The sequence below is a fragment of the Nocardia sp. NPDC058658 genome, assembly GCF_042716665.1.
Lineage (GTDB): Bacteria > Actinomycetota > Actinomycetes > Mycobacteriales > Mycobacteriaceae > Nocardia.
The window spans coordinates 115,575-135,838 of record NZ_JBHXRR010000018.1 but is presented as its reverse complement, the minus strand read 5'-3'; the positions used below and the strand labels follow the sequence as shown (position 1 = coordinate 135,838).

15 protein-coding genes are annotated in these 20,264 nt (G+C 67.0%); 5 read left to right on the top strand and 10 right to left on the bottom strand.

The window, feature by feature from the left end; all coding sequences use genetic code 11:
- Positions 1–253: 253 nt before the first annotated feature.
- Positions 254–475, bottom strand: a complete 222-nt coding sequence (locus tag ACFWUP_RS22890; RefSeq protein WP_379237418.1) for an RNA-binding S4 domain-containing protein — start codon at positions 473–475, stop codon at positions 254–256.
- A 113-nt stretch (positions 476–588) separates the two neighbouring features.
- Here ACFWUP_RS22890 and lysX point away from each other — a divergent pair, with 113 nt between their 5' ends.
- The 4 genes from lysX to ACFWUP_RS22870 all read left to right on the top strand — a co-directional run bounded on the left by lysX (position 589) and on the right by ACFWUP_RS22870 (position 5,378).
- Positions 589–3,894: a bifunctional lysylphosphatidylglycerol synthetase/lysine--tRNA ligase LysX gene (lysX, locus tag ACFWUP_RS22885; protein ID WP_379237416.1), complete on the top strand. Its 3,306-nt coding sequence runs from the start codon at positions 589–591 to the stop codon at positions 3,892–3,894.
- 133 nt (positions 3,895–4,027) lie between these two features.
- Complete coding sequence (locus tag ACFWUP_RS22880) at positions 4,028–4,330, top strand: hypothetical protein (RefSeq protein ID WP_379237414.1); 303 nt, start codon at positions 4,028–4,030, stop codon at positions 4,328–4,330.
- Positions 4,331–4,365: 35 nt separating this feature from the next.
- Complete coding sequence (locus tag ACFWUP_RS22875; RefSeq protein ID WP_379237412.1) at positions 4,366–4,728, top strand: hypothetical protein; 363 nt, start codon at positions 4,366–4,368, stop codon at positions 4,726–4,728.
- Between the two features lie 29 nt (positions 4,729–4,757).
- Positions 4,758–5,378 (top strand): histidine phosphatase family protein, encoded by a 621-nt coding sequence (locus tag ACFWUP_RS22870; protein ID WP_379237410.1) that lies wholly within the window; start codon positions 4,758–4,760, stop codon positions 5,376–5,378.
- 402 nt (positions 5,379–5,780) lie between these two features.
- Here the strand turns inward: ACFWUP_RS22870 and ACFWUP_RS22865 are convergent, their stop codons facing one another.
- The 9 genes from ACFWUP_RS22865 to gltB form a co-directional block, all read right to left on the bottom strand.
- The gene (locus ACFWUP_RS22865; RefSeq protein WP_379237408.1) at positions 5,781–6,680 is read right to left on the bottom strand and encodes a cutinase family protein; all 900 of its coding nucleotides are present in this window, start codon (positions 6,678–6,680) and stop codon (positions 5,781–5,783) included.
- A 265-nt stretch (positions 6,681–6,945) separates the two neighbouring features.
- Positions 6,946–7,317 (bottom strand): hypothetical protein, encoded by a 372-nt coding sequence (locus tag ACFWUP_RS22860; RefSeq protein ID WP_379237406.1) that lies wholly within the window; start codon positions 7,315–7,317, stop codon positions 6,946–6,948.
- Between the two features lie 13 nt (positions 7,318–7,330).
- A complete protein-coding gene (locus ACFWUP_RS22855; RefSeq protein WP_379237404.1) occupies positions 7,331–7,792 on the bottom strand; it encodes a roadblock/LC7 domain-containing protein in 462 nt (153 codons plus the stop codon).
- A complete protein-coding gene (locus ACFWUP_RS22850) occupies positions 7,789–8,706 on the bottom strand; it encodes a hypothetical protein (protein WP_379237402.1) in 918 nt (305 codons plus the stop codon). Before ACFWUP_RS22850 ends, ACFWUP_RS22855 begins: the two co-directional genes overlap by 4 nt.
- Positions 8,703–9,050, bottom strand: a complete 348-nt coding sequence (locus ACFWUP_RS22845; protein ID WP_379237400.1) for a hypothetical protein — start codon at positions 9,048–9,050, stop codon at positions 8,703–8,705. The genes ACFWUP_RS22850 and ACFWUP_RS22845 overlap by 4 nt, the downstream gene beginning before the upstream one ends.
- Positions 9,051–9,492: 442 nt before the next feature.
- Positions 9,493–10,119, bottom strand: coding sequence for a tetratricopeptide repeat protein (locus ACFWUP_RS22840; protein ID WP_379237398.1), 627 nt, complete (start codon positions 10,117–10,119; stop codon positions 9,493–9,495).
- Between the two features lie 223 nt (positions 10,120–10,342).
- Positions 10,343–10,822, bottom strand: a complete 480-nt coding sequence (locus ACFWUP_RS22835) for a hypothetical protein (protein ID WP_379237396.1) — start codon at positions 10,820–10,822, stop codon at positions 10,343–10,345.
- A 173-nt stretch (positions 10,823–10,995) separates the two neighbouring features.
- Positions 10,996–12,468 (bottom strand): glutamate synthase subunit beta, encoded by a 1,473-nt coding sequence (locus tag ACFWUP_RS22830; protein ID WP_379237394.1) that lies wholly within the window; start codon positions 12,466–12,468, stop codon positions 10,996–10,998.
- Positions 12,461–17,128: a glutamate synthase large subunit gene (gene gltB / locus ACFWUP_RS22825; RefSeq protein WP_379237392.1), complete on the bottom strand. Its 4,668-nt coding sequence runs from the start codon at positions 17,126–17,128 to the stop codon at positions 12,461–12,463. Before gltB ends, ACFWUP_RS22830 begins: the two co-directional genes overlap by 8 nt.
- A gap of 920 nt (positions 17,129–18,048) precedes the next feature.
- Between gltB and ACFWUP_RS22820 the strand changes: the two genes are divergently transcribed.
- The gene (locus ACFWUP_RS22820) at positions 18,049–19,845 is read left to right on the top strand and encodes a DUF4407 domain-containing protein (RefSeq protein WP_379237390.1); all 1,797 of its coding nucleotides are present in this window, start codon (positions 18,049–18,051) and stop codon (positions 19,843–19,845) included.
- The last annotated feature ends 419 nt before the right edge of the window (positions 19,846–20,264 follow it).

Here is a 20,264-nt window from a genome sequence, read left to right as displayed (position 1 = left end):
GCCGCCGTTGCGTCGAGGCGCAGCCTCCAGCAACGGCGGCTAACTCGCGGCCCCAAGGGGGCCGCGCTCGAGCGCGCCAGCGCTCCAATAAACACAGCGTCAAACCTCTGGGACAACCCCACCCCGAAGCCCTGCCAGACAACCCACCCGCGACCACCAAAACCCCGAAGCTCAGCCAGCCAACCCGCTCCGCGACCACCAAAACCCCGGAGTCCGGCCCGACCAACCCGAGACCACCAACCGCCGTAGTCTCCTACCCCGCAGACACCCGCGCCTTGTTCCCCGCGAGCAGCACAACATCCCCGATCTCCAACTGTCGCCCGCGCCGCAGCTCCACCTCGTCGTTGACCCGCACCAACCCCTGCGCGATCACCATCTTGGCCTCGGAACCCGAATCGATCAGGTTGGCCAGTTTCAGGAATTGCCCGAGCCGGATGACAACGTCATCGATCGGCACATCAACTGGTTCCGACATGCGCTAATACTTACTCCACCGCGCGAAACCGGTCGCAACCGGCCCCGGGCGCGGGTGAACACGCCGCAGCCGCCCCCACCCGGATATGGCCCGGTTGGACGCACACTGGATCGGTGACTCCCACGCAGGCCGAGCAGCACCCCATCGTCGAGGACCGCACGCCGGTGCCCCATCGCGCACGTGGCCGGTTGTCCGAGGTACCGCACATCGCCGGATTGATTCTGGGTCTGTTCGCGGTGCTGTTGTGCCTGTGGAGTCTTTCGCCCAGCCTGCGGCATGTGACGCAGGTGCCGCGCCACTATGTCGACACCTATTACTTCGACGCGCCCGACACCAGCCTCGTGTGGGCATTGGTGGTCGGCTTGCTCGCGGGAGCGACGGCGGCGCGTAAGCGGATCGCCTGGTGGCTGCTGGTGGTGTATCTGCTGCTGTACGCGGTGGCGAACATCCTGGATTTCTTCGCCGACGACGATGTGGACGCGCTGGTCGCCTTCGTCGTGCACGTGGTGGTGATCGGGATCCTGCTGGCCGCGCGCAAGGAGTTCTACACGCGGGTGCGGCCGGGGGCGCTGTGGAAAGCGCTGGGCGTGCTGGTGTCCGGGCTCGCGCTCGGCTGTCTGCTCGGCTGGGGGTTGGTGGAACTGTTCCCCGGTTCGCTGCCGGAGGGCGTGCAGCGGCCGCTGTGGGCGGTGTATCGGGTCACCGCGGCCGTGCTGGTGAACAACGAGCACTTCGACGGGCGTCCGCACGCGTGGGTGAACTTCCTGCTCGGCCTGTTCGGCGCGATCGCGTTGCTGGCCGCGGTGATCGTGCTGCTGCGCTCGCAACGCGCCGACAACGCGATGACCGGTCTGGACGAGTCGGCCATCCGCGGCCTGCTGGCCGACAGCGATGTGGAGGACTCGCTCGGCTACTTCGCGACCCGGCGCGACAAGGCGGTGGTGTTCGCGCCGAACGGCAAAGCGGCGATCACCTATCGGGTCGAGTTGGGTGTGTGCCTGGCCAGCGGTGACCCGATCGGCGCGAAACAGGGGTGGCCGCAGGCGATCAAGGCATGGCTGGAGCTGGCCGACAAGTTCGGCTGGCAGCCCGCGGTGATGGGCGCGAGCGAACTCGGCGCAGGCGCGTACCGCAAGGCGGGACTGTCGGCGCTGCGACTCGGCGACGAGGCGATCCTCGACACCCGCACGTTCTCCCTCGCGGGCCCGGAGATGAAACCGGTCCGCCAGGCCGCGAACCGCTTGCGCAAGAACGGCTTCGACGTGCGTGTCCGCAGGCACCGCGACATCCCCGCCGCCGAGTTCGCCGACATCGTGGCCCGCGCGGACGCCTGGCGCGACACCGAAACCGAACGCGGCTTCTCGATGGCACTCGGCCGCCTCGGCGACCCGCTCGACGGTGACTGCCTGCTGGTCGAGGCCGTGGACCACGACGACCGCGTGCACGGCATGCTCTCGCTCGTCCCGTGGGGCCGCACCGGCGTCTCCCTCGAACTGATGCGCCGCGACCCGCAGAGCCCGAACGGCGTGATGGAGCTGATGATCTCGCAGCTCGCCCTGAACTCCGACCAGTACGGCGTCACCAAGGTGTCGCTGAACTTCGCGGTGTTCCGCTCGGTGTTCGAGGAGGGCGGCCGGATCGGCGCCGGACCGATCCTGCGGGCCTGGCGCGGGGTGCTGCTGTTCTTCTCGCGCTGGTGGCAGCTCGAGGCGCTGTACCGCTCGAATGTGAAGTACCACCCGCGCTGGGTGCCGCGGTTCTTCCTGTTCGAGGAACGCAGGCAGTTGCCCCGGGTAGCGACGGCGAGTGGGCTGGCCGAGGGCTTCCTGCCGCGTCTGGGCAAGACACCCGACCCTGCCGTACACACCGGCACGAAGTCGGCCGTCCCCGCGACCGTCACCGGTCTGCACGCCGACGGCACCCCGCCGGACGCGCCGGAGGGCACCGAGGAGGACCAGGGTCCGCGCAGGCCCGAGCAGGTGCGGGTGCGCCTGGACAAACTCGACCGGCTCACCGCCACCGGCGTCGACGCCTACCCCGTCGCCTATCCCCCGACCCACACCATCGCCGACGCGCGCCGCTGCCCCAAGGGCACCACGGTGCGAATCGCGGGCAGGCTCTTGCGGATTCGCGACTACGGCGGCGTGATCTTCGCGGTGGTGCGCGACTGGACCGGCGAGATCCAGCTGGTGATCGACCGTGAACGCGTCGGCGCCGATCGCAGCAACGAGTTCACCGAATTCTTCGACCTCGGCGACCTCATCGAGGTGAGCGGGCAACTCGGCACCAGCCGCAACGGTGAGCTGTCGCTGCTCGCCCAGGACTGGCGGATGAACGGCAAGTGCCTGCACCCGCTGCCCGACAAGTGGCGTGGGCTGGCCGATGCCGAAGCCAAGGTCCGGCAGCGCTACGTGGACATGGCGATCAACCCCGAGACCCGCGAGGTGATGGCCAAGCGCAGCGCGGTGCTGCATTCGCTGCGCGACTCGCTCTACGCGTGGGGTTTCCTCGAGGTGGAGACGCCGATCCTGCAGCAGGTCCACGGCGGCGCCAACGCCACCCCGTTCCGCACCCACATCAACGCCTACGACCTCGACCTGTACCTGCGCATCGCCCCCGAGCTGTACCTGAAACGACTGTGCGTCGGCGGCATGGAGAAGGTGTTCGAGATCGGGCGGACCTTCCGCAACGAGGGTGTCGACTTCAGCCACAATCCCGAGTTCACGATCCTGGAAGCCTATGAGGCGCACAGTGATTACCTGCAGATGATGCACCTGTGCCGTCGGCTGATCCAGCACGCGGCGATGGAGGCCAACGGCGCCGAGGTGGCCTTGCGACCCACCGAGGACGGCTTCGAAACGGTCGACATCTCCGGTGAGTGGCGGGTGAAAACCGTGCACGGCGCGGTCTCGGAGGCGATCGGCACCGAGATCACCGCGCGCACCGAACTGACCCGGCTGCGCGAACTGTGCGACGAGGCCGGCGTGACCTACCAACACGGTTGGGACGCAGGACAAGTGGTGCTGGAGATGTACGAGCACCTGGTGGAATCGCAGACCACCTACCCCACCTTCTACCTCGACTTCCCCACCTCGGTCTCGCCACTCACCCGCTCGCACCGCAGCATCGATGGCGTGGCCGAACGGTGGGATCTGGTGGCCTGGGGCGTCGAATTGGGTACCGCCTACAGTGAACTCACCGATCCGGTGGAGCAGCGACGTCGGCTCACCGAACAGTCGATGCTGGCCGCGGGCGGCGACCCCGAGGCGATGGAACTCGACGAGGACTTCCTGACCGCGCTCGAACACGCGATGCCGCCGACCGGTGGGCTCGGGATGGGCGTGGACCGGGTGGTCATGTTGATCACCGGACGCAGCATCCGGGAGACGCTGCCGTTCCCGTTGGTGAAACCGCGATGATTTCGGGTACAGCTGTAAACGGGTCGCGACGCGTTCGCGATCAACAACTGCTCTGCGTGGCGAAACCGCCGTACTCTCGGAGTTCCGGCATCGGGAGGATGCCGGGCCACCAACACATTCGGGATGGGATTACATGTATTTGGACTTGCTGACCACAGCCGCGCTCGTCGACCCGCACGTGCTCTCCAGCAGCTTCGAGACCCTGGCGAGCTCGGACGCGGTCAATGCCGCCACCGAACTGTTGGCGAAGAAGAAAAAGAAGAACACCGGCCTGATCATCGGCGGCATCTGCTGCCTGATCGTCGTGGTGCTGATCGTCGGCGGCATCTACCTGCTCAAGAACAAGAAGAAGAACGACCAGCCGCCGCACGACGGCGGTCAGCCGCCGCAGGGTGGTCAGCCGCCCTACGGCCAGCCGCCGTACGGCCAGTCCTGACCTGAGCGGAGGACTCGCGGCGATACCCTCGTTCGATGACGAGGCATCCCCGCGAGTCCTCGAACGAACACCTGTTCGCCAAGGGGCTCTCGGCGACCGGGCTGATCGGGCTGATCCTGTACGTGCTGTTCCGACTGGGCCGTCGAGATCCCGCGGGTGCCAGGTTCCTGCGCAGTTCCGCGGTGATCGTCATCTGTGCCGCGATGACACCGGCCGCGATAGTCCAGGACCCCTGGGTATCGCTGGAACACATTCAAACGGAGAACGGCCTGATCGCGGGGTACGTGATGGAGAATCCGCCCGGCTTCCTGAAGGTGCTCACCGAGGCCGGCCGCGAGATCGTCATCGTCGACACCGCCGACATCACCGGCCGCGAGGAGATCGACCCCGAGCCGTAGTCTCCGGCGAATAGGGCAGAGTGTTCGACGTGCAGCTGATCCTCGTGCGTCACGCCCAACCCGAACGCGTAGTCGGCGCCGCCACCGCCGCCGACCCCCGCCTCACCGCCATCGGCCGCAGCCAAGCCGACCGCGTCCCCGCCGCCCTCGCCCCCCACGACATCACCCGCATCGTCAGCAGCCCCCAGCGCCGCGCCCGCGACACCGCCCTCCCCACCGCGACCGCCCGCGACCTCCCCGTAGACATCATCGACGACCTAGCCGAATACGACCGCGACCTCCCCGCCTACATCCCCATCGAGGACGCGAAAACTGATTTCGCCGAGGCCTACGCCCGCATCAAAGCCGGCCACTTCCCCCTGGAGATCGACGGCCCCGCCTTCACCCAGCGAGTGCTGAACGCCATCGAAACCCTGGTCGCCACAACACCTCCCACGGACACAGTCGTAGCCTTCGCCCACGGCGGCGTGATCAACGTCCTCCTAGCCGACATCCTCGCCCTCCCCCGCCCCCTCACCTTCCCCATCGACTACTGCTCGATAACCCGAATCCTCTACTCCCGCACCGGCACCCGAACAGCAGCCACCATCAACGAAAACGCCCACGTCTGGAACCTACTCCCCCGAGCCATGTCCCGAACAACCCCCTAGTTCCACCACAACCACACTCCACACACCCGAAGCCCGCACCCCGCCGCACCCCCAACCACACACAGCGCACACCCCAGCCCCGCCATGACCGCCCTCCCAGCCCCGCACACCCGACCCTTAGGGAGGGTCCGCCGCGCAGCGGCGGTAGCGGCCCGGCCGCGAGTTAGCCGCCGTTGCGTCCGAGGCGAAGCCTCTAGCAACGGTGGCTAACTCGCGGCCCCCAGGGGGCCGCGCTCGAGCGCGCCAGCGCTCCAACAAACACAGCGTCAAACCTCTGGGACTACTAAAACCCCCGTAGCTCTGCCACACCAACCCACTCACGGACAACTCAAACCCCGAAGTCCTGCCACACAAAAGAGCCCGGCCCCGCCGAAGCGATACCGGGCTCCTTCACGGAACTACTCAGGCCTGCTGAGCGATCCAGTTGTGCATCCAAGTGATAGCGGTCTGACCGCCACCGACGGAGTAACTCCCGTACAACGTATGAGCCTGCGACCGGTAGAACTCCTCCAGATCCTTGGCCCGCTTCTGGTTCGCCGCATCGGTCAGCTGCGCACCCAGAGTCGGAATACCACCGAACGACATCAGATCGTTCATGATCGCCCCCGCCTCGAGCTGGTACCGCCACATATTGGCCGGATTAGCATCCGAACTCTGCGCGAGGAACCCCGCGAACCGCGTCACGAAATCATCGGTAGCAGTAGCGCAGTACAGATCGTCAACCGCGCAGATCGTGCGCGTGCGATCACTGAGCCACCCGAACCCACCCGGGCGAGCACCACCGGCACCCGCACCCTGGGCGTGCGGGCCGACCTGGATATCGGTCGGCGAACGACGCGGATCGGAGATGAGACCCACGGCGGCGACCCGGTCCTGCGGGATCGGGCTGATGCCGGTGCCGATCTCGGCGGCCAGATCGCCTGCGGCGTCGGCACCCTGGCTGTAGCCGACGAGCGCGGCCTTGGTGTTGCCGCAGGAGGCCAGCTTCGCGCTGATCAGACCGCGGGCGGCATCGACCGCCTGCTTCTTGGAGTTGCCGTAGACATCGCCTTCCCACGGGAACGCGGTCGCGGCGTAGGTGACGTAGTCGACGTCGGTGTTTCGCGGTAGGCCGTTGGTGACACCGGCGAGCATGCCGGGCCCCGGCGACTTCTCGTGACCGGTTTCCCACGTACCGGGAATCGCCACGACATACAGACTGGGGCAGGCGGGCGCCGCGTTCGCGCTCGTGCTGCCGACAACAATTCCGGACATCATCGCCGCGGACGCTCCCAGAGCCGCGACAACCTTCTTCACCTGCATACCGCTCCAGTCCAACCCTGCTCGTCGCTGAACGAGCAAACCCCGATAACTGACGTTGTGGCCCCAGACCTCGCCGCGAATCACAATAGGCGTACGGACCTCGCCGTGCCACATGACCCAGTGATCTTGTGACTCGACGCACCGACATCGTCTCGTGCCATGGCGAACAGCACGGGTCGAACTGTTGTCTCAGCGTTCATTTCGGGCTGAAGAGACGGAAATATCGGCGGCCGAACTGCGCCGCCGACACCCCCCACCGGCGAACTCACACCTCCAGGTCTTCTTCGATGCCCTTGAGCTTGTGCCGCGCCAGCGCCAGATTGGCCCGGCCGCGATCGAGGGCCAGGTAGAGGAAAAGACCTTTGGACTTGCGACCCGTCATCGGGCGGATCACGTGGTACTGCCCGCCGAGGGTGATGAGCATGTCCTCGATCTCCTCGTTGAGGCCGAGCTGTTCGATGGTGCGCATCTTCGCCCGCACCACCTCGGTGTTGCCCGCCGCGGCGACCTGCAGGTCCAATGCCTTGCTGCTGCTGAGCATTCCGAGGGCCATACCACTGCTGTAGTCGACGATCGCGGCGCCGATCGCACCGTCTATCACCATCATGTCCTTGAGAGCCAGATCCATATTCGACATGTTGTTGTGCCTTTCATTCGTTGTGCGCCGCCGCCAGATGGTTGGCGATGGCGCGAGCTACCGGTCGCGACTCCAGGTGGAGCCGCCCGACATTCACTTCGGGTCCGGCGAGCACGGTCAGCGAGGTGTAACCGGCGGCGTAGATCACCACCTGCCCCTCGGTGCCGTGCACGACGACCTCGCTGAACCCGCCGCCGTGCGCGGTGTTCGCCAGCCGATACGACAGCGACAACTGCGCCGCCGACAGCGCGGCCATCCCGGCGGGTTCGATATGCGCGGGCAGGTCGTGCTCGATGAGCAGTCCGTCGCTGGAGGCCACCAGCGAACCGGTGAGCTGCGGTAGCCGCTCGCGCAACGACTGCAACTCGGCCTGCACCTGCGGATAGTGCTGCGGGTCCCGTGGTTCGGGCGCGGTCATCGCCACTTTGGTCAACCTTCCCCTCCATTCACCGAGCAGTTTCTTCCGCACGGTCACGCAAGCTCCTCCAACGCCGCTCTGAGCCGGATGAGAATTTCGCGGTCGACCGGCTGCCAGCGTTCGGGTCGATAGGCGCCGGCATGGGTGCCGCGGTAGTGGGCGGTCGCGGTCACTTCCTCGTCGATCGCGTGCCTGCCCGGTTGTTCGCCGACGCCCCGGGACGGGGCTGCGGCCGGTCCCGCGCTGCCGGACGGGATCCGTCGCGGCAGTGTGGGCACGTGTGTTGGTGGTTCGGGTGCGAGTGCGAGATGGCGGCCCGGCCGCTGCGCGAGTTCGGCCGCGACGACGGGTTCCGGCGGCTCGATCAGGCCCGCTGCGGTGAGGTCGCGGACGGCGACGAGGCAGCCGTAGGTGGTGCGGCCGAGGTCGCGGGCGATGTCGGCGATGCTGCGGCGGGTGTCGGCGGCGGCGAGGATCTCGGCCTGACTTCCGGTGAGTACCACCTGGTTTCGCTTGATCCGGCGCGCCGGGACCACCGGGACCGTGCCGACGAGGTCGGCGGTCCACGGGCCGTGCTCGTTGTCGGTGCGGCGTTCGCATTCGTGAACAAGCGCGCGGGGGGCGATGTGGCACACCGGGGCGAGCCAATGTTCGGGCGCCGCACGGAATTCCGGCTCGGCCGCCGAGGCCAGCAAAAAATAGGCGGCGTCGAAAACCGACAGCAGCGCAAGTGTTTCCAGTTGGGGTTCGTCCAGCAGTGGTCCAGGGTCGCCCGCGCCCGCGCGCCGCCAATCCTCTGCGGTTGCTACCCCGGCCTCGACCACCAGTCTGTCGAGGCCGATCGTGCGGCCGCAACCGACCGACGCGATAGCGCCGCGAACCAGATGGAATTCGCCGTCGCCCGCGCGTAATACTCCGGTCGAGCCCGCTTCGCCGAGGCGATGCAATTCGTCGGCGAGCGCGACACTCATCGGGCTCCGCCTGTCAGCTCTTCCAACGCGGACCTGAGTTGGTAGCGGGCCATGCCCAGATTGCCGGTGCCGCCGTCGAACACGACGTGCATGAACAATCGGCCGTCGAAGTCGCCGTCGACCAGGTGTAAGAGGTGAAAACCGCTGGTCCGGCACACCACGATCTCGGTGAGGTCGTCGTCGGCGCTGCCGAGCGCGGCGCACCCGAGCGCGGCGCGCACCACATCGGTGGTACCCGCCGCGTCCTCGTGCTCGTCGACACCGTGACGCTCGCCTGCACCGGCCACCGCCAAGCCACTGGCACCGTCCACCAGCGTCACGCTGCGGGCCCCGGGGATATCCATGATGCGCTTCAAACACCCATCAAGAGAATTCACCGAGCCCCCCGAACCGCATCGACTATTGAACGAAACGAGACGTTATACCCCCGGGCTATTCTTCGCATCTCGAACGCCGGAAATTAGCTGTCGCGCAATATGTTTGCTGAGGGTTGCTGGTAAACCGCTCGGTATCAATACTTTTCGGTAACCAGCGCCGAGATTCGCTGCTGCCAGCTATAACCGGTGATCACTGCGTGATTGCACCGTTCAGCGATTACCGGGCGAACTTTCGATTCGGTTTCTTCGCAAGCATCGCTGGATTCTTGGAGCGCTGGCGCGCTCGAGCGGGGCCCTTCGGGCCCCCGATCTTCCCTCCCTCCGGGTACTCCTTCGTCGCACCCTCCACTCAGTCCAGATCGGGGCGGGCCCCTTGGGCAAAGACACCGAAGGGTACTAGGCAGTGCGATCAGCCCGCGGCGCGGCGGTACCAGGTCTGCGCTTCGCGGTGCGCGCCTTGGGATTCCAGGAGCGCGGCGAGGTTGGCCATGGCACGGGGGTGACCGAGGTCGGCGGCGCGGCGGAAGCAGCGGCGGGCCTCGGTGGTGGCGCCGCGACGGCGCAGCAGGATGCCGAGATTGTTGACGGCGTCGATGTCGCCGTGGTCGGCGGCTTCGCCGTACCAGGCTTCGGCGTCGTCGAGGCGGTTCATGTCCTCGAAGAGGCGGGCGAGGTTGTACATGGCGTCGACGTGACCCGCCATCGCGGCGTGGTGGTACCAGGTTTCGGCATCACGACGGTCACCGCACTGGTAGAGCATGGTGGCCAGATTGAACATGGCGTTGGCATTGCCCGCGGCAGCCGCACGGCGGTACCAGGATTCGGCCTCGTCGAGTTCGCCGAACTGGTCGAGCAGCACGGCGAGGTTGTTCATCGACCGCGTATGCCCCGCCGCCGCGGCCCGCCGGAACCAGTACTCGGCCGCCTCGAAATCGCTGTGGTCGTGGTAGAAGTGGGCGAGATTGTGCATGGCGGTACCGTCACCGCGCTCGGCGGCCCGGCGAAGGCTCGCCAGCGTTTCCGGTGGCAACGGCACAGCTCCCCCTCGGAACTTCGGCGTACACCTCTATCCGGAAAGTCTATGTGCTGCAGGGGAGATCAGCCATGTCCTTTGCCGGGCTACCGAACCCGTTGCAGCCCTTCTCCGTTCACCCCCCTACGCACATTCCCCGCAAACCCGCAGGTATCCGGCAGCGCGTGCGGATTCGGGGCCGCAAAGGCCACGTGTGGGGGGAATGACAAAAAGGGAGGGGTGCTCGTCACATGCCGGCGATTTCAGCCACCACGAACTCGGTCCTCGCCCCAGTCGATCCGGGATCGTTGATGACCTGGCCCGAGTTGGTGATGGTGGCGCGGAAGCGGTTACCGCGTACCTTGCCCGCCAAGTTGACGCCCGCGTCGGGAGTCAGGGTCACGGCGGCGTTCCAGGTGCGAGCATCCTGGCCGGTGCCGATGCGCGCTTCGATCACTGCCTGCCCACCGGCGTTGACGTACGCGTGCGTCACCTCGCCGTAGACGTCTGCTCGCCGACCGGCATAGTCTCCAGGGCGGCTGACCATTTGTGCCAGTTCAGCGTCGAGCGGCGGGAAGTACGGTGTCCCGATGCCCACATTCGGCATGCCCGCCGACCCGAAATCCAACGGGCCGATGGTGGGCGCCGGCGGGAGGGCCGCTGTGACGGGAGCCAGCAAGGCGGTCGCGATGGCGGCAATGGCCGCGGCTTTCAACAACTTTCGCATGTTCACTTCTTTCGGAACGCGGTACTTCCAGAACCCGCTGAAACTAGCAGAGTCGATCATCGGGCCGAAGTCAGTTGTCAAGTGCCACAAGGTGAGACGGCGGGCGAGCCCGCACCTACAGACAGAAGCGCCCGCGAACTCGAGAGTTCGCGGGCGCCTTGGGTATTCAGTTGTCAGCGCTGGGCGACAGCCGTCGGGGGGATCGGCGCGGGGAGCGCGGTTTCGCCCTCGAGGTACTTGTCGACGGCCGAGGCGGCGGCGCGGCCCTCGGCGATGGCCCAGACGATCAGGGACTGGCCGCGGCCCATGTCACCGGCGACGTAGACGCCGGGGATGTTGGTGGCCCAGTTCTTGTCGCGCTGGACGTTGCCGCGACCGTCGTAGCCGACGCCGAGATCGGTGAGCAGGCCCGGCTTCTGGGGGCCGACGAAGCCCATGGCCAGCAGGACCAGGTCGGCTTCGAGGGTGAAGTCGGTGCCTTCGACCTTTTCGAAGCGGCCGTTGGCCATCTTGACCTCGTGGGCCTCGAGACCGGTGACCTTGCCGTCCTTGCCGACGAAACGCTCGGTGTTCACCGAGAACAGACGTTCGCCGCCCTCTTCGTGTGCCGAGGCGACCCGGTACATCAGGGGGTAGGTCGGCCACGGGGTCGAGCCGGCGCGCTCCTCGGGGGGACGCGGCATGATCTCGAACTGGTGGACCGACTCGGCGCCGTGGCGGTGCGAGGTGCCGAGGCAGTCGGCGCCGGTGTCGCCGCCGCCGATGATGATGACCTTCTTGCCCTTGGCGTGAATCGGGGGCAGGCCCTCGTCGTCGGCGATGTCGTCACCGAGCTGGACCCGGTTGGACAGCGGCAGGAACTCCATCGCCTGGTGGATGCCGTCGAGCTCGCGGCCCGGGATCGGCAGGTCACGGGCGATGGTGGCGCCACCGGCCAGCACGATCGCGTCGAAACGCTCACGCAGCTGCTCGGCGGTGATGTCGACACCAACGTTGACGCCCGCCTTGAAGATGGTGCCTTCGGCTTCCATCTGGGCCAGACGACGGTCGATGACCGACTTCTCCATCTTGAATTCCGGGATGCCGTAGCGCATCAGGCCGCCGATGCGGTCGTCACGCTCGAACACGGTCACGGTGTGACCGGCGCGAGTGAGCTGCTGGGCGGCGGCAAGACCGGCCGGGCCCGAGCCGACGACGGCGATCTTCTTGCCGGTCAGGCGAGTCGGGTACACCGGGGTGACCCAGCCCTCGTCGAAGGCGTTCTCGATCAGCTCGACCTCGACCTGCTTGATCGTGACCGGCTCCTGGTTGATGCCGAGCACGCACGACGCCTCACACGGAGCCGGGCACAGGCGGCCGGTGAACTCCGGGAAGTTGTTGGTGGCGTGCAGGCGGTCGATGCCCTCGCGCCACGCGCCCTTGTAGACCAGGTCGTTCCATTCGGGAATCAGGTTCCCGAGCGGACAACCCTGGTGGCAGAAGGGAATTCCGCAGTCCATGCAGCGGCTGGCCTGGGTCTTCAAGGTGTCCTGGGAGAACTTCTTCTCCTCGTAGACCTCTTTCCAGTCCAGCAGTCGCAGCTCGACCGGACGACGGGCCGGGGTTTCCCTCGAGGTGTGCTTCAAAAATCCCTGTGGGTCAGCCACGAGCCGCCTCCATGATCGCGGTGTCGACATCCTTGCCGGCCTTTTCGGCCTCGGAGATGGCGAGCAGAACCTTCTTGTATTCGCGGGGCATGACCTTCACGAAGTGGTTCACCTGCTGGGACCAATCGCTCAGGATGCGTTCGGCCACAGCCGATCCCGTTTCGTCGCGGTGGGTGGTGATGATGTCGCGCAGCCAGGTGAAGTCGTCACCGGAGAGCTGCTCGATCGCCTCGGACTGATCCGGGTTGACGCGCTCGGGAAGCTTGCCCTCCGGGTCGTAGACGTAGGCGACGCCGCCGGACATACCCGCACCGAGGTTGCGGCCGGTGTCACCGAGGATGACCACGCGGCCACCGGTCATGTACTCGAGCGCGTGGTCGCCCACACCCTCCACGACCGCGGTGGCGCCGGAGTTACGCACGCCGAAGCGTTCGCCCGCGACACCGTTGATCAGGATGCGACCGCTGGTGGCGCCGAACATGATCACGTTGCCCGCGATGATGTTGTCTTCTGCCACAAAGGCTTCCGGTGCGCTGGCCGACGGGCGGACCACGATGTGGCCACCCGACAGACCCTTGCCGACGTAGTCGTTGGCGTCACCGAACACCCGCAGCGTGATGCCGGCGGGGACGAACGCGCCGAAGCTGTTGCCCGCCGAACCGGTGAAGGTGATGTCGATGGTGTCGTCGGGCAGGCCAGCGCCGCCGTAGAGCTTGGTCACCTCGTGGCCGAGCATGGTGCCGACCGTGCGGTTCACGTTGGTGATCTTGGATTCGATCTTGACCGCCTGGCCACGCTCGAGCGCGGGGGCGCTCTGCGCGATCAGCTCGTTGTCGAGAGCCTTGTCCAGACCGTGGTCCTGGGTGGTGGTGCACCGGGTGTTCTGGTTCATGAACGCCGTTTCCGGCATGTCCAGGATCGGCGACAGGTCCAGCTTGGCGGCCTTGTAGTGCTGCTTGGCCTTGGCGGTGTCGAGCAGGTCGACCCGGCCGACGGCCTCGTCGAGCGTGCGGAAACCGAGCTCGGCGAGCAGTTCACGGACCTCTTCGGCGATGAACATCATGAAGTTCTCGACGAATTCCGGCTTGCCGGTGAAACGCTCACGCAGCACGGGGTTCTGGGTGGCGATGCCGACGGGGCAGGTGTCGAGGTGGCACACGCGCATCATGACGCAACCCGAGACGACCAGGGGCGCGGTCGCGAAACCGAACTCCTCGGCGCCGAGCAGGGCGGCGATCATCACGTCGCGGCCGGTCTTCATCTGACCGTCGACCTGGACCACGATGCGGTCGCGCAGGCCGTTGAGCAGCAGCGTCTGCTGAGTCTCGGCGAGGCCGAGCTCCCAGGGACCACCCGCGTGCTTCAGCGAGGTCAGCGGCGAAGCACCGGTGCCGCCGTCGTGGCCCGAGATGAGCACGACGTCGGCGTGTGCCTTGGACACACCGGTGGCGACCGTGCCGACACCCGGCTCCGCGACAAGTTTCACGTGAATCCGAGCCTGCGGGTTCGCGTTCTTCAGGTCGTGGATCAGCTGGGCCAGATCCTCGATCGAGTAGATGTCGTGGTGCGGCGGCGGGGAGATCAGACCGACGCCCGGCGTGGAGTGCCGCACCTCGGCGACCCACGGGTACACCTTGTGCGCGGGCAGCTGGCCGCCCTCGCCCGGCTTGGCACCCTGGGCCATCTTGATCTGGATGTCGGTGGCATTGGTCAGGTAGTGCGCGGTGACGCCGAAACGACCCGACGCGACCTGCTTGATCGCCGACCGACGCCAGTCGCCGTTCTCCTCGACCTCGAAGCGAGCGGGACTCTCGCCGCCCTCACCGGAGTTCGAGCGGGCGCCGATGCGGTTCATCGCGATAGCGAGGGTCTCGTGCGCCTCGGCCGAGATGGAGCCGTAGCTCATCGCACCGGTCGAGAAGCGCTTGACGATCTCGCTGGCGGGCTCGACCTCGTCGATGGAGATCGAGGCGCGCTGGTTCGACTTGAACTTGAACAGGCCGCGCAGCGCGGCGAGGCGCTCGGACTGATCGTCGACCAGCTTGGTGTACTCCTTGAAGATCGAGTACTGACCGGTGCGGGTGGCGTGCTGGAGCTTGAACACCGTGTCCGGGTTGAACAGGTGGTACTCGCCCTCGCGACGCCACTGGTACTCGCCGCCGACCTCGAGCTCGCGGTGCGCGCGCTCGTTGCGGTTCTCCAGGAACGCGACGCGGTGGCGGACGGCCACCTCTTCGGCGATCTCGTCGAGGCCGATGCCGCCCAGCGGGGAGCGCAGACCGGTGAAGTACTCGTCGACCAGGTCCTGGGCCAGGCCGATGACCTGGTACAGCTGGGCGCCGTTGTAGGAGGCGAGGGTGGAGATGCCCATCTTCGACATCACCTTGAGCACGCCGTTGCTGGCCGCGGTGCAGTAGTTCGCGACGGCCTTGCGGAAGTCGGTCGCGTGATCGCCGGTCGAAGCCGGCATCTGCAGCGAACCGCGCTCGAGCATGTCCTCGATGGTCTCGAAGGCCATGTACGGGTTGATCGCGGCGGCGCCGAAACCGATCAGCAGGGCCATGTGGTGCACCTCGCGGGCGTCACCGGCCTCCACGACCAGGCCGACCATGGTGCGGGTGCGTTCGCGCACCAGGTGGTGGTGCACCGAGGAGGTGAGCAGCAGCGACGGGATCGGCGCCAGCTTCTCGTTGGACTCGCGGTCCGACAGCACGATGATGCGCGCGCCACCGTCGATGGCGGCCGAGACCTGGGTGTTGATGGCCTCCAGCGCCTTGCGCAGACCCTCGCCGCCCTCGGCGACCGGGTACAGACCGCGCACGACCACCGAGCGAAGGCCCGGCTGGCTGCCGTCGTCGTTGATGTGGACGAGCTTGGCCAGCTCGTCGTTGTCCAGAATGGGCTGTTCGAGCGCGATCTGACGACAGGAGTCCGGGCCCGGGTGCAGCAGGTCGGCCTCGGGGCCGAGGTTGCGCTTGAGGCTGGTGACGACCTTCTCGCGGATGGCGTCGAGCGGCGGGTTGGTGACCTGCGCGAACAGCTGCGAGAAGTAGTCGAACAGCAGACGCGACCGGTTCGACAGCACCGCGATCGGGGTGTCGGTACCCATCGAGCCGAGTGCCTCGCCGCCGGTCTTGGCCATCGGCGTGATCAGCAGGTTCAGGTCCTCGGTGGTGTATCCGAAGATCTGCTGACGGATCAGCACGCGGTCGTGCGACATGTGCACGTGCGGGCGGTCGGGCAGGTCGGCCAGGCGGCTGACGCCCTCGTCGAGCCACTGCTGGTACGGCTCGGCCGCGGCCAGCTCGGACTTGACCTCTTCGTCGGTGACGATGCGGCCCTTTTCGGTGTCGACCAGGAACATCTTGCCCGGCTGGAGGCGGATCTTCTGGACCACGGTGGCGGGGTCGATGTCGAGGACGCCGACCTCGGAGGCCAGCACGACCAGACCGTCTTCGGTGACCCAGATGCGACCCGGGCGCAGACCGTTGCGGTCCAGCACGGCGCCGATCTTGGTGCCATCGGAGAAGCAGACCGCCGCCGGGCCGTCCCACGGCTCCATCAGCATCGAGTGGTACTCGTAGAACGCGCGCCGCTGCGGGTCGAGGTTCTCGTTACGCTCCCACGCCTCGGGGATCATCATCATGATGGCGTGGTGCAGTTCGCGACCGCCCAGGTGCAGCAGTTCGAGCACCTCGTCGAAACGCGCGGTGTCGGAGGCGCCGGGGGTGCAGACCGGGAAGATCTTCTGCAGGCGGTTCTTGCCTGCTTCGTCCTTGCCGAACACGTCGCTGCGCAGCAGCGCCTCACGGGCGCGCATCCAGTTCTCGTTACCGGTGACGGTGTTGATCTCACCGTTGTGAGCCACCCGGCGGAACGGGTGCGCCAGCGGCCACGAGGGGAAGGTGTTGGTGGAGAAGCGCGAGTGCACGATGCCGATGGCCGACTCGACGCGCTCATCCTGCAGGTCGAGGTAGAAAGCGCGCAGCTGGGGCGTGGTGAACATGCCCTTGTAGATGAAGGTCTGGCCGGACAGGCTCGGGAAGTACACCGATTCCTTGCCGACGGTGCCCTCGCCGGGGCCTGCCTTGCCGAGCTCGTGCTCGATCCGCTTGCGGATCACGTAGGCGCGACGCTCCAGGTCCATGCCGGAGAGCTGCTCGGCGGAGTTCTTCGGCGAACCGATGAAGATCTGCCGGAAGGTCGGCATCGCGTCGCGGGCCAGTGCGCCCAGCGAGGACTCGTCGATCGGGACCGCGCGCCAGCCGAGCACGGCCATGCCCTCTTCGGCGACGATCTTCTCGACACCGTAGGCGGCACGCGCGGCTTCGCGACGGGCCTGCGGCAGGAAGGCGATACCGGAGGCGTAGGAGCCCTCCGGGGGCAACTCGAAAGTGGCACCCTCGTCGGCGAGGATCGCACGGAAGAACTTGTCCGGGAGCTGCAGCAGCACGCCCGCGCCGTCGCCGGAGTTCGGCTCGGCACCCGCAGCACCGCGGTGCTCCAGGTTCAGCAGGGCCGTGATGGCCTTGTCGACGATGTCTCGACTGCGTCGTCCGTGCATGTCGGCAACGAACGCGACGCCGCAGGCGTCGTGCTCGAATGCCGGATCGTAGAGCCCGGTGACTCCGGGTGACCTGTGGCCAGGAAGTTGCGTCATGCCTCTGCCTTCAAGAAAGTCGGCTGTCGATGTCGGCCACCCAGCAAGCTGAGCGTGGGCCCTTCGTCGTTTCGCCTCCGTCAAGACTGCGTCCGTACGATTCGAAAACCAGCGGCGATGATGGTCTTCGGCGTTGACGTAGTTGGGGTGCTCAGAGGTAACGGGATGCTTACTTGTCCCTTACCTCTGCGCGGGGTTTCACCCGCTACTCTTGGCCCGGTTTCACCGGGCCTCGAACAGGTGGTTGTGCCGAACATGGGTGCGTTCGGCGTAAGAGCAAACGATAAGTCAGACCGCAGACCCAACCAACTAAGGTTGTGCTAAGTAACCCGTCTAGCTGGGGTTTGTAACGGCTGCTTGCATCGTCGCGCGCGTCGTCCAGTGTAAAGCAGACCGGGGACCGGATCGACCCCGGACAACCCGCGTTCACCTGCGTGAACACCGTCGATGAGCAGCGTCGAATCGGCCATCGGCACGGGACCGAAAGCCGAACTCACCTGCACCGCAGCAGATTTCCCCGAGAGTGCCCAGGTCAAACCTCCCTTCCCCGCTAACCAGGGGTGGTGACGGTGAGATATTCCCGACACGGGCCCCCACAAGCGCGCCAGTCAGCCGACCGTACGGTCTGTATTGCGTTATGTGCGCCACAGCACACCACTGGCTAACTTCTGGCAGTGTCTTTGGACACAAAATGGGCGCCGGTAGGGATACGGCCCGGCTCGCCGCGTACGACACGCCGAGGTCGGCCCGGAAATACTTCCGCTCGCCCGGTGCCATCGACGTTCAACTGTGAGGCTGACCACAAGCACCGCCTCGGCCCTCGGTGTGTCGGCGCCGGGCCTGTCACGCTGACACAACGAATCCATGCCAGTTTCGATAGTTTCGCCATGTCAGTGGAGCGCACGACCCGGGGAGAACTCATGACCGGATTACTCACCTGGCTCGGCGGAGGCCTCGCCTCGCCCCGGCGCCGGGATCCCGAAACGGGTGCCGACCTGGCCCTGCACCACGAACAGAGCCGCTACCTCGTCACCGGTGCCGCGGTCGCGCTGTTCGCCGTGATCGCCGGTCTGGTGTGCCTGTCCGCCTTGCTCGCCGCCGCCACCGGCGTATTCGTCGCGGTGCTGTGCGCGCTGGTCGTCGCAGTCGCCGCGGGTGCGCTCGGACGGGCGCTGGCGACCACGCGGCCCGGTGGTGACGATGATCGGTTCGGCCTGATGGCCCGGATCGGAGTCGGCGTGCTGGCGGGCGTCTTCGTCGCCGAACTCGCCGCCACCGTGCTGCTCGGCGGGACCGTCGACCGGGAACTGGATGTGCGCGCCCAGGCGAGCGCCGAGAACGCGCCCGCGGTGGTCGCCGCGCGCACCTCGTTCGACCTGGCCACCGCCGACCGTGGCGCCCTCGACCTGAGCATCGCCAAATCGCAGGCCGACATCGACCGCGCGCTGGTGATCGCCCGGTGCGAGTACAACCCCACCCCCGAATGCCCGCAGACCAGGATCACCGGCGTACCGGGCCCCGGTCCGGAAACCCGGACCGCCAACGACATGCTCGACGACGCCCGCAAACAGCTCGCCGCCGCACAGGGCCGCGTCGAAGGCCTCGACCAGCGAGTTCGCACCGAATCGGCCGCCCTGTCCGCCGCCCGCACCACCGCGTTCGCCGAGGGTGACCGTGGTCTCGGTGCCCGCTGGCTGGCGATGAACAGCTACACCACCTCGCACGCGGGCGGTGCCTTCCTGCGGCTGCTGATTCTGCTCGCCGGGGTGGTCTTGTCCCTGCTCCCGCTGCTGCTGCGCTGGTGGCGCGGGGAAACCTCCCTCGACCGCCGGGTCGACGCCGCCGACGCCGCCGACCGCGCCCAGCGCGAAGCCGACGCCGCGATCGCCGTGAAACGCGCCGAAGTACGCACCGAAACGGCCGCCATGCGCGCCGAACACGAACTCACCGCCGCGCAACTGGCGATCGAAGCCGATACCGTGATCGATCGAGAACGTCAGCGCACCAGGATCATCGCCGCGATCGGCGGTTTCGAGCTCGGTTTCACCGAGCCGCATCGAAAGGACGACTCCGTGTCTCTGGAGCCGAACACGACCTCCCAGCTGCCCGCCGGATACGCCCCGCACGCGCTGCCCACCGGGACCACCGGGGCCCTCGTGCCCGCTGGTCAGGCCCCCACGCAACCAGCCCCCGCGCCGACCACCGGCGGCGGCCTCGAACTACCGATCATCGGTACGGTCCCGTTCACCGACACCGCCGCCCGCTGGATCCGCCCCCTGGTCCCCGCCTTCGTAGCCAACGCCTTCGACTCGGCCACCCACCCCATGCGCACCGCCCGCCAGGCCTTCGAAGAAGTCGAAGAGGTCACCTTCACCCTGCGCCGCACCCGCAAGGTCACCGTCGACACCCAGGATTCCGCGTCCCAGCAGCAGGTCCCCGCCGGCTACCAGTTCCAGCCCCAGCCCACCCAGGGCTTCCTCCCGCCCGGCGGCTACCCCCAGCAGCCCTACGCCCACCAAATCGCCTCGAACGTGGTCGACGCCCCCGCCAGCCGCTTCCACCCCGACCCCCGCCAATACCAACAGGCCCCGAACTACACCGCCCTCCCCGCAGGCCAAGGCAACGGCCTCCCCGAAGCACCCACCCACGACCAACTCCCCGGCACCAACACCAACGAACTCCCAGGCAGCCGCCGCCAGCTACCGCCTGCCCGCTGAGACCCATCGACCCGGGTCGGGTCGAGCCAGCAAGATGCGTAGCGACCTGCGCATACATCCCGCGTCGGGTGGATGCGCAGCGAGCACCGATGCCTACATGCTGGGCCGGGCGAGCGGGTGCGCAGCGACCGATGCTCATATCCTGGGTCGGGCGGATGCGTAGCGACCCTCGATGTCCACATCCCGGGTCGGGCGGATGCGAAGCGACCCTCGATGTCCACATCCCGGGTCGGGCGGATGCGAAGCGACCCTCGATGTCCACATCCCGGGTCGGGCGGATGCGAAGCGACCCTCGATGTCTACATCCTGGGTCGGGTCAGCATGGATGTGTAGCGTCCGATGTGCACACACCCCTGGGTCGGGTAATCCTCAGGAAGTCTCTACCAAAGGGGCCCGCCCCGATCTGGACTGACCGGAGG

Coding starts and splice junctions, on each gene's coding strand:
- ACFWUP_RS22845 (WP_379237400.1), bottom strand. CDS start 9,050: ATGGATATCCCCGGGGCCCGCAGCGTGACGCTGGTGGACGGTGCCAGT.
- gltB (WP_379237392.1), bottom strand. CDS start 17,128: ATGACGCAACTTCCTGGCCACAGGTCACCCGGAGTCACCGGGCTCTAC.
- ACFWUP_RS22850 (WP_379237402.1), bottom strand. CDS start 8,706: ATGAGTGTCGCGCTCGCCGACGAATTGCATCGCCTCGGCGAAGCGGGC.
- ACFWUP_RS22875 (WP_379237412.1), top strand. CDS start 4,366: ATGACGAGGCATCCCCGCGAGTCCTCGAACGAACACCTGTTCGCCAAG.
- ACFWUP_RS22890 (WP_379237418.1), bottom strand. CDS start 475: ATGTCGGAACCAGTTGATGTGCCGATCGATGACGTTGTCATCCGGCTC.
- ACFWUP_RS22835 (WP_379237396.1), bottom strand. CDS start 10,822: ATGCGAAAGTTGTTGAAAGCCGCGGCCATTGCCGCCATCGCGACCGCC.
- ACFWUP_RS22860 (WP_379237406.1), bottom strand. CDS start 7,317: ATGTCGAATATGGATCTGGCTCTCAAGGACATGATGGTGATAGACGGT.
- ACFWUP_RS22820 (WP_379237390.1), top strand. CDS start 18,049: ATGACCGGATTACTCACCTGGCTCGGCGGAGGCCTCGCCTCGCCCCGG.
- ACFWUP_RS22865 (WP_379237408.1), bottom strand. CDS start 6,680: ATGCAGGTGAAGAAGGTTGTCGCGGCTCTGGGAGCGTCCGCGGCGATG.
- ACFWUP_RS22880 (WP_379237414.1), top strand. CDS start 4,028: ATGTATTTGGACTTGCTGACCACAGCCGCGCTCGTCGACCCGCACGTG.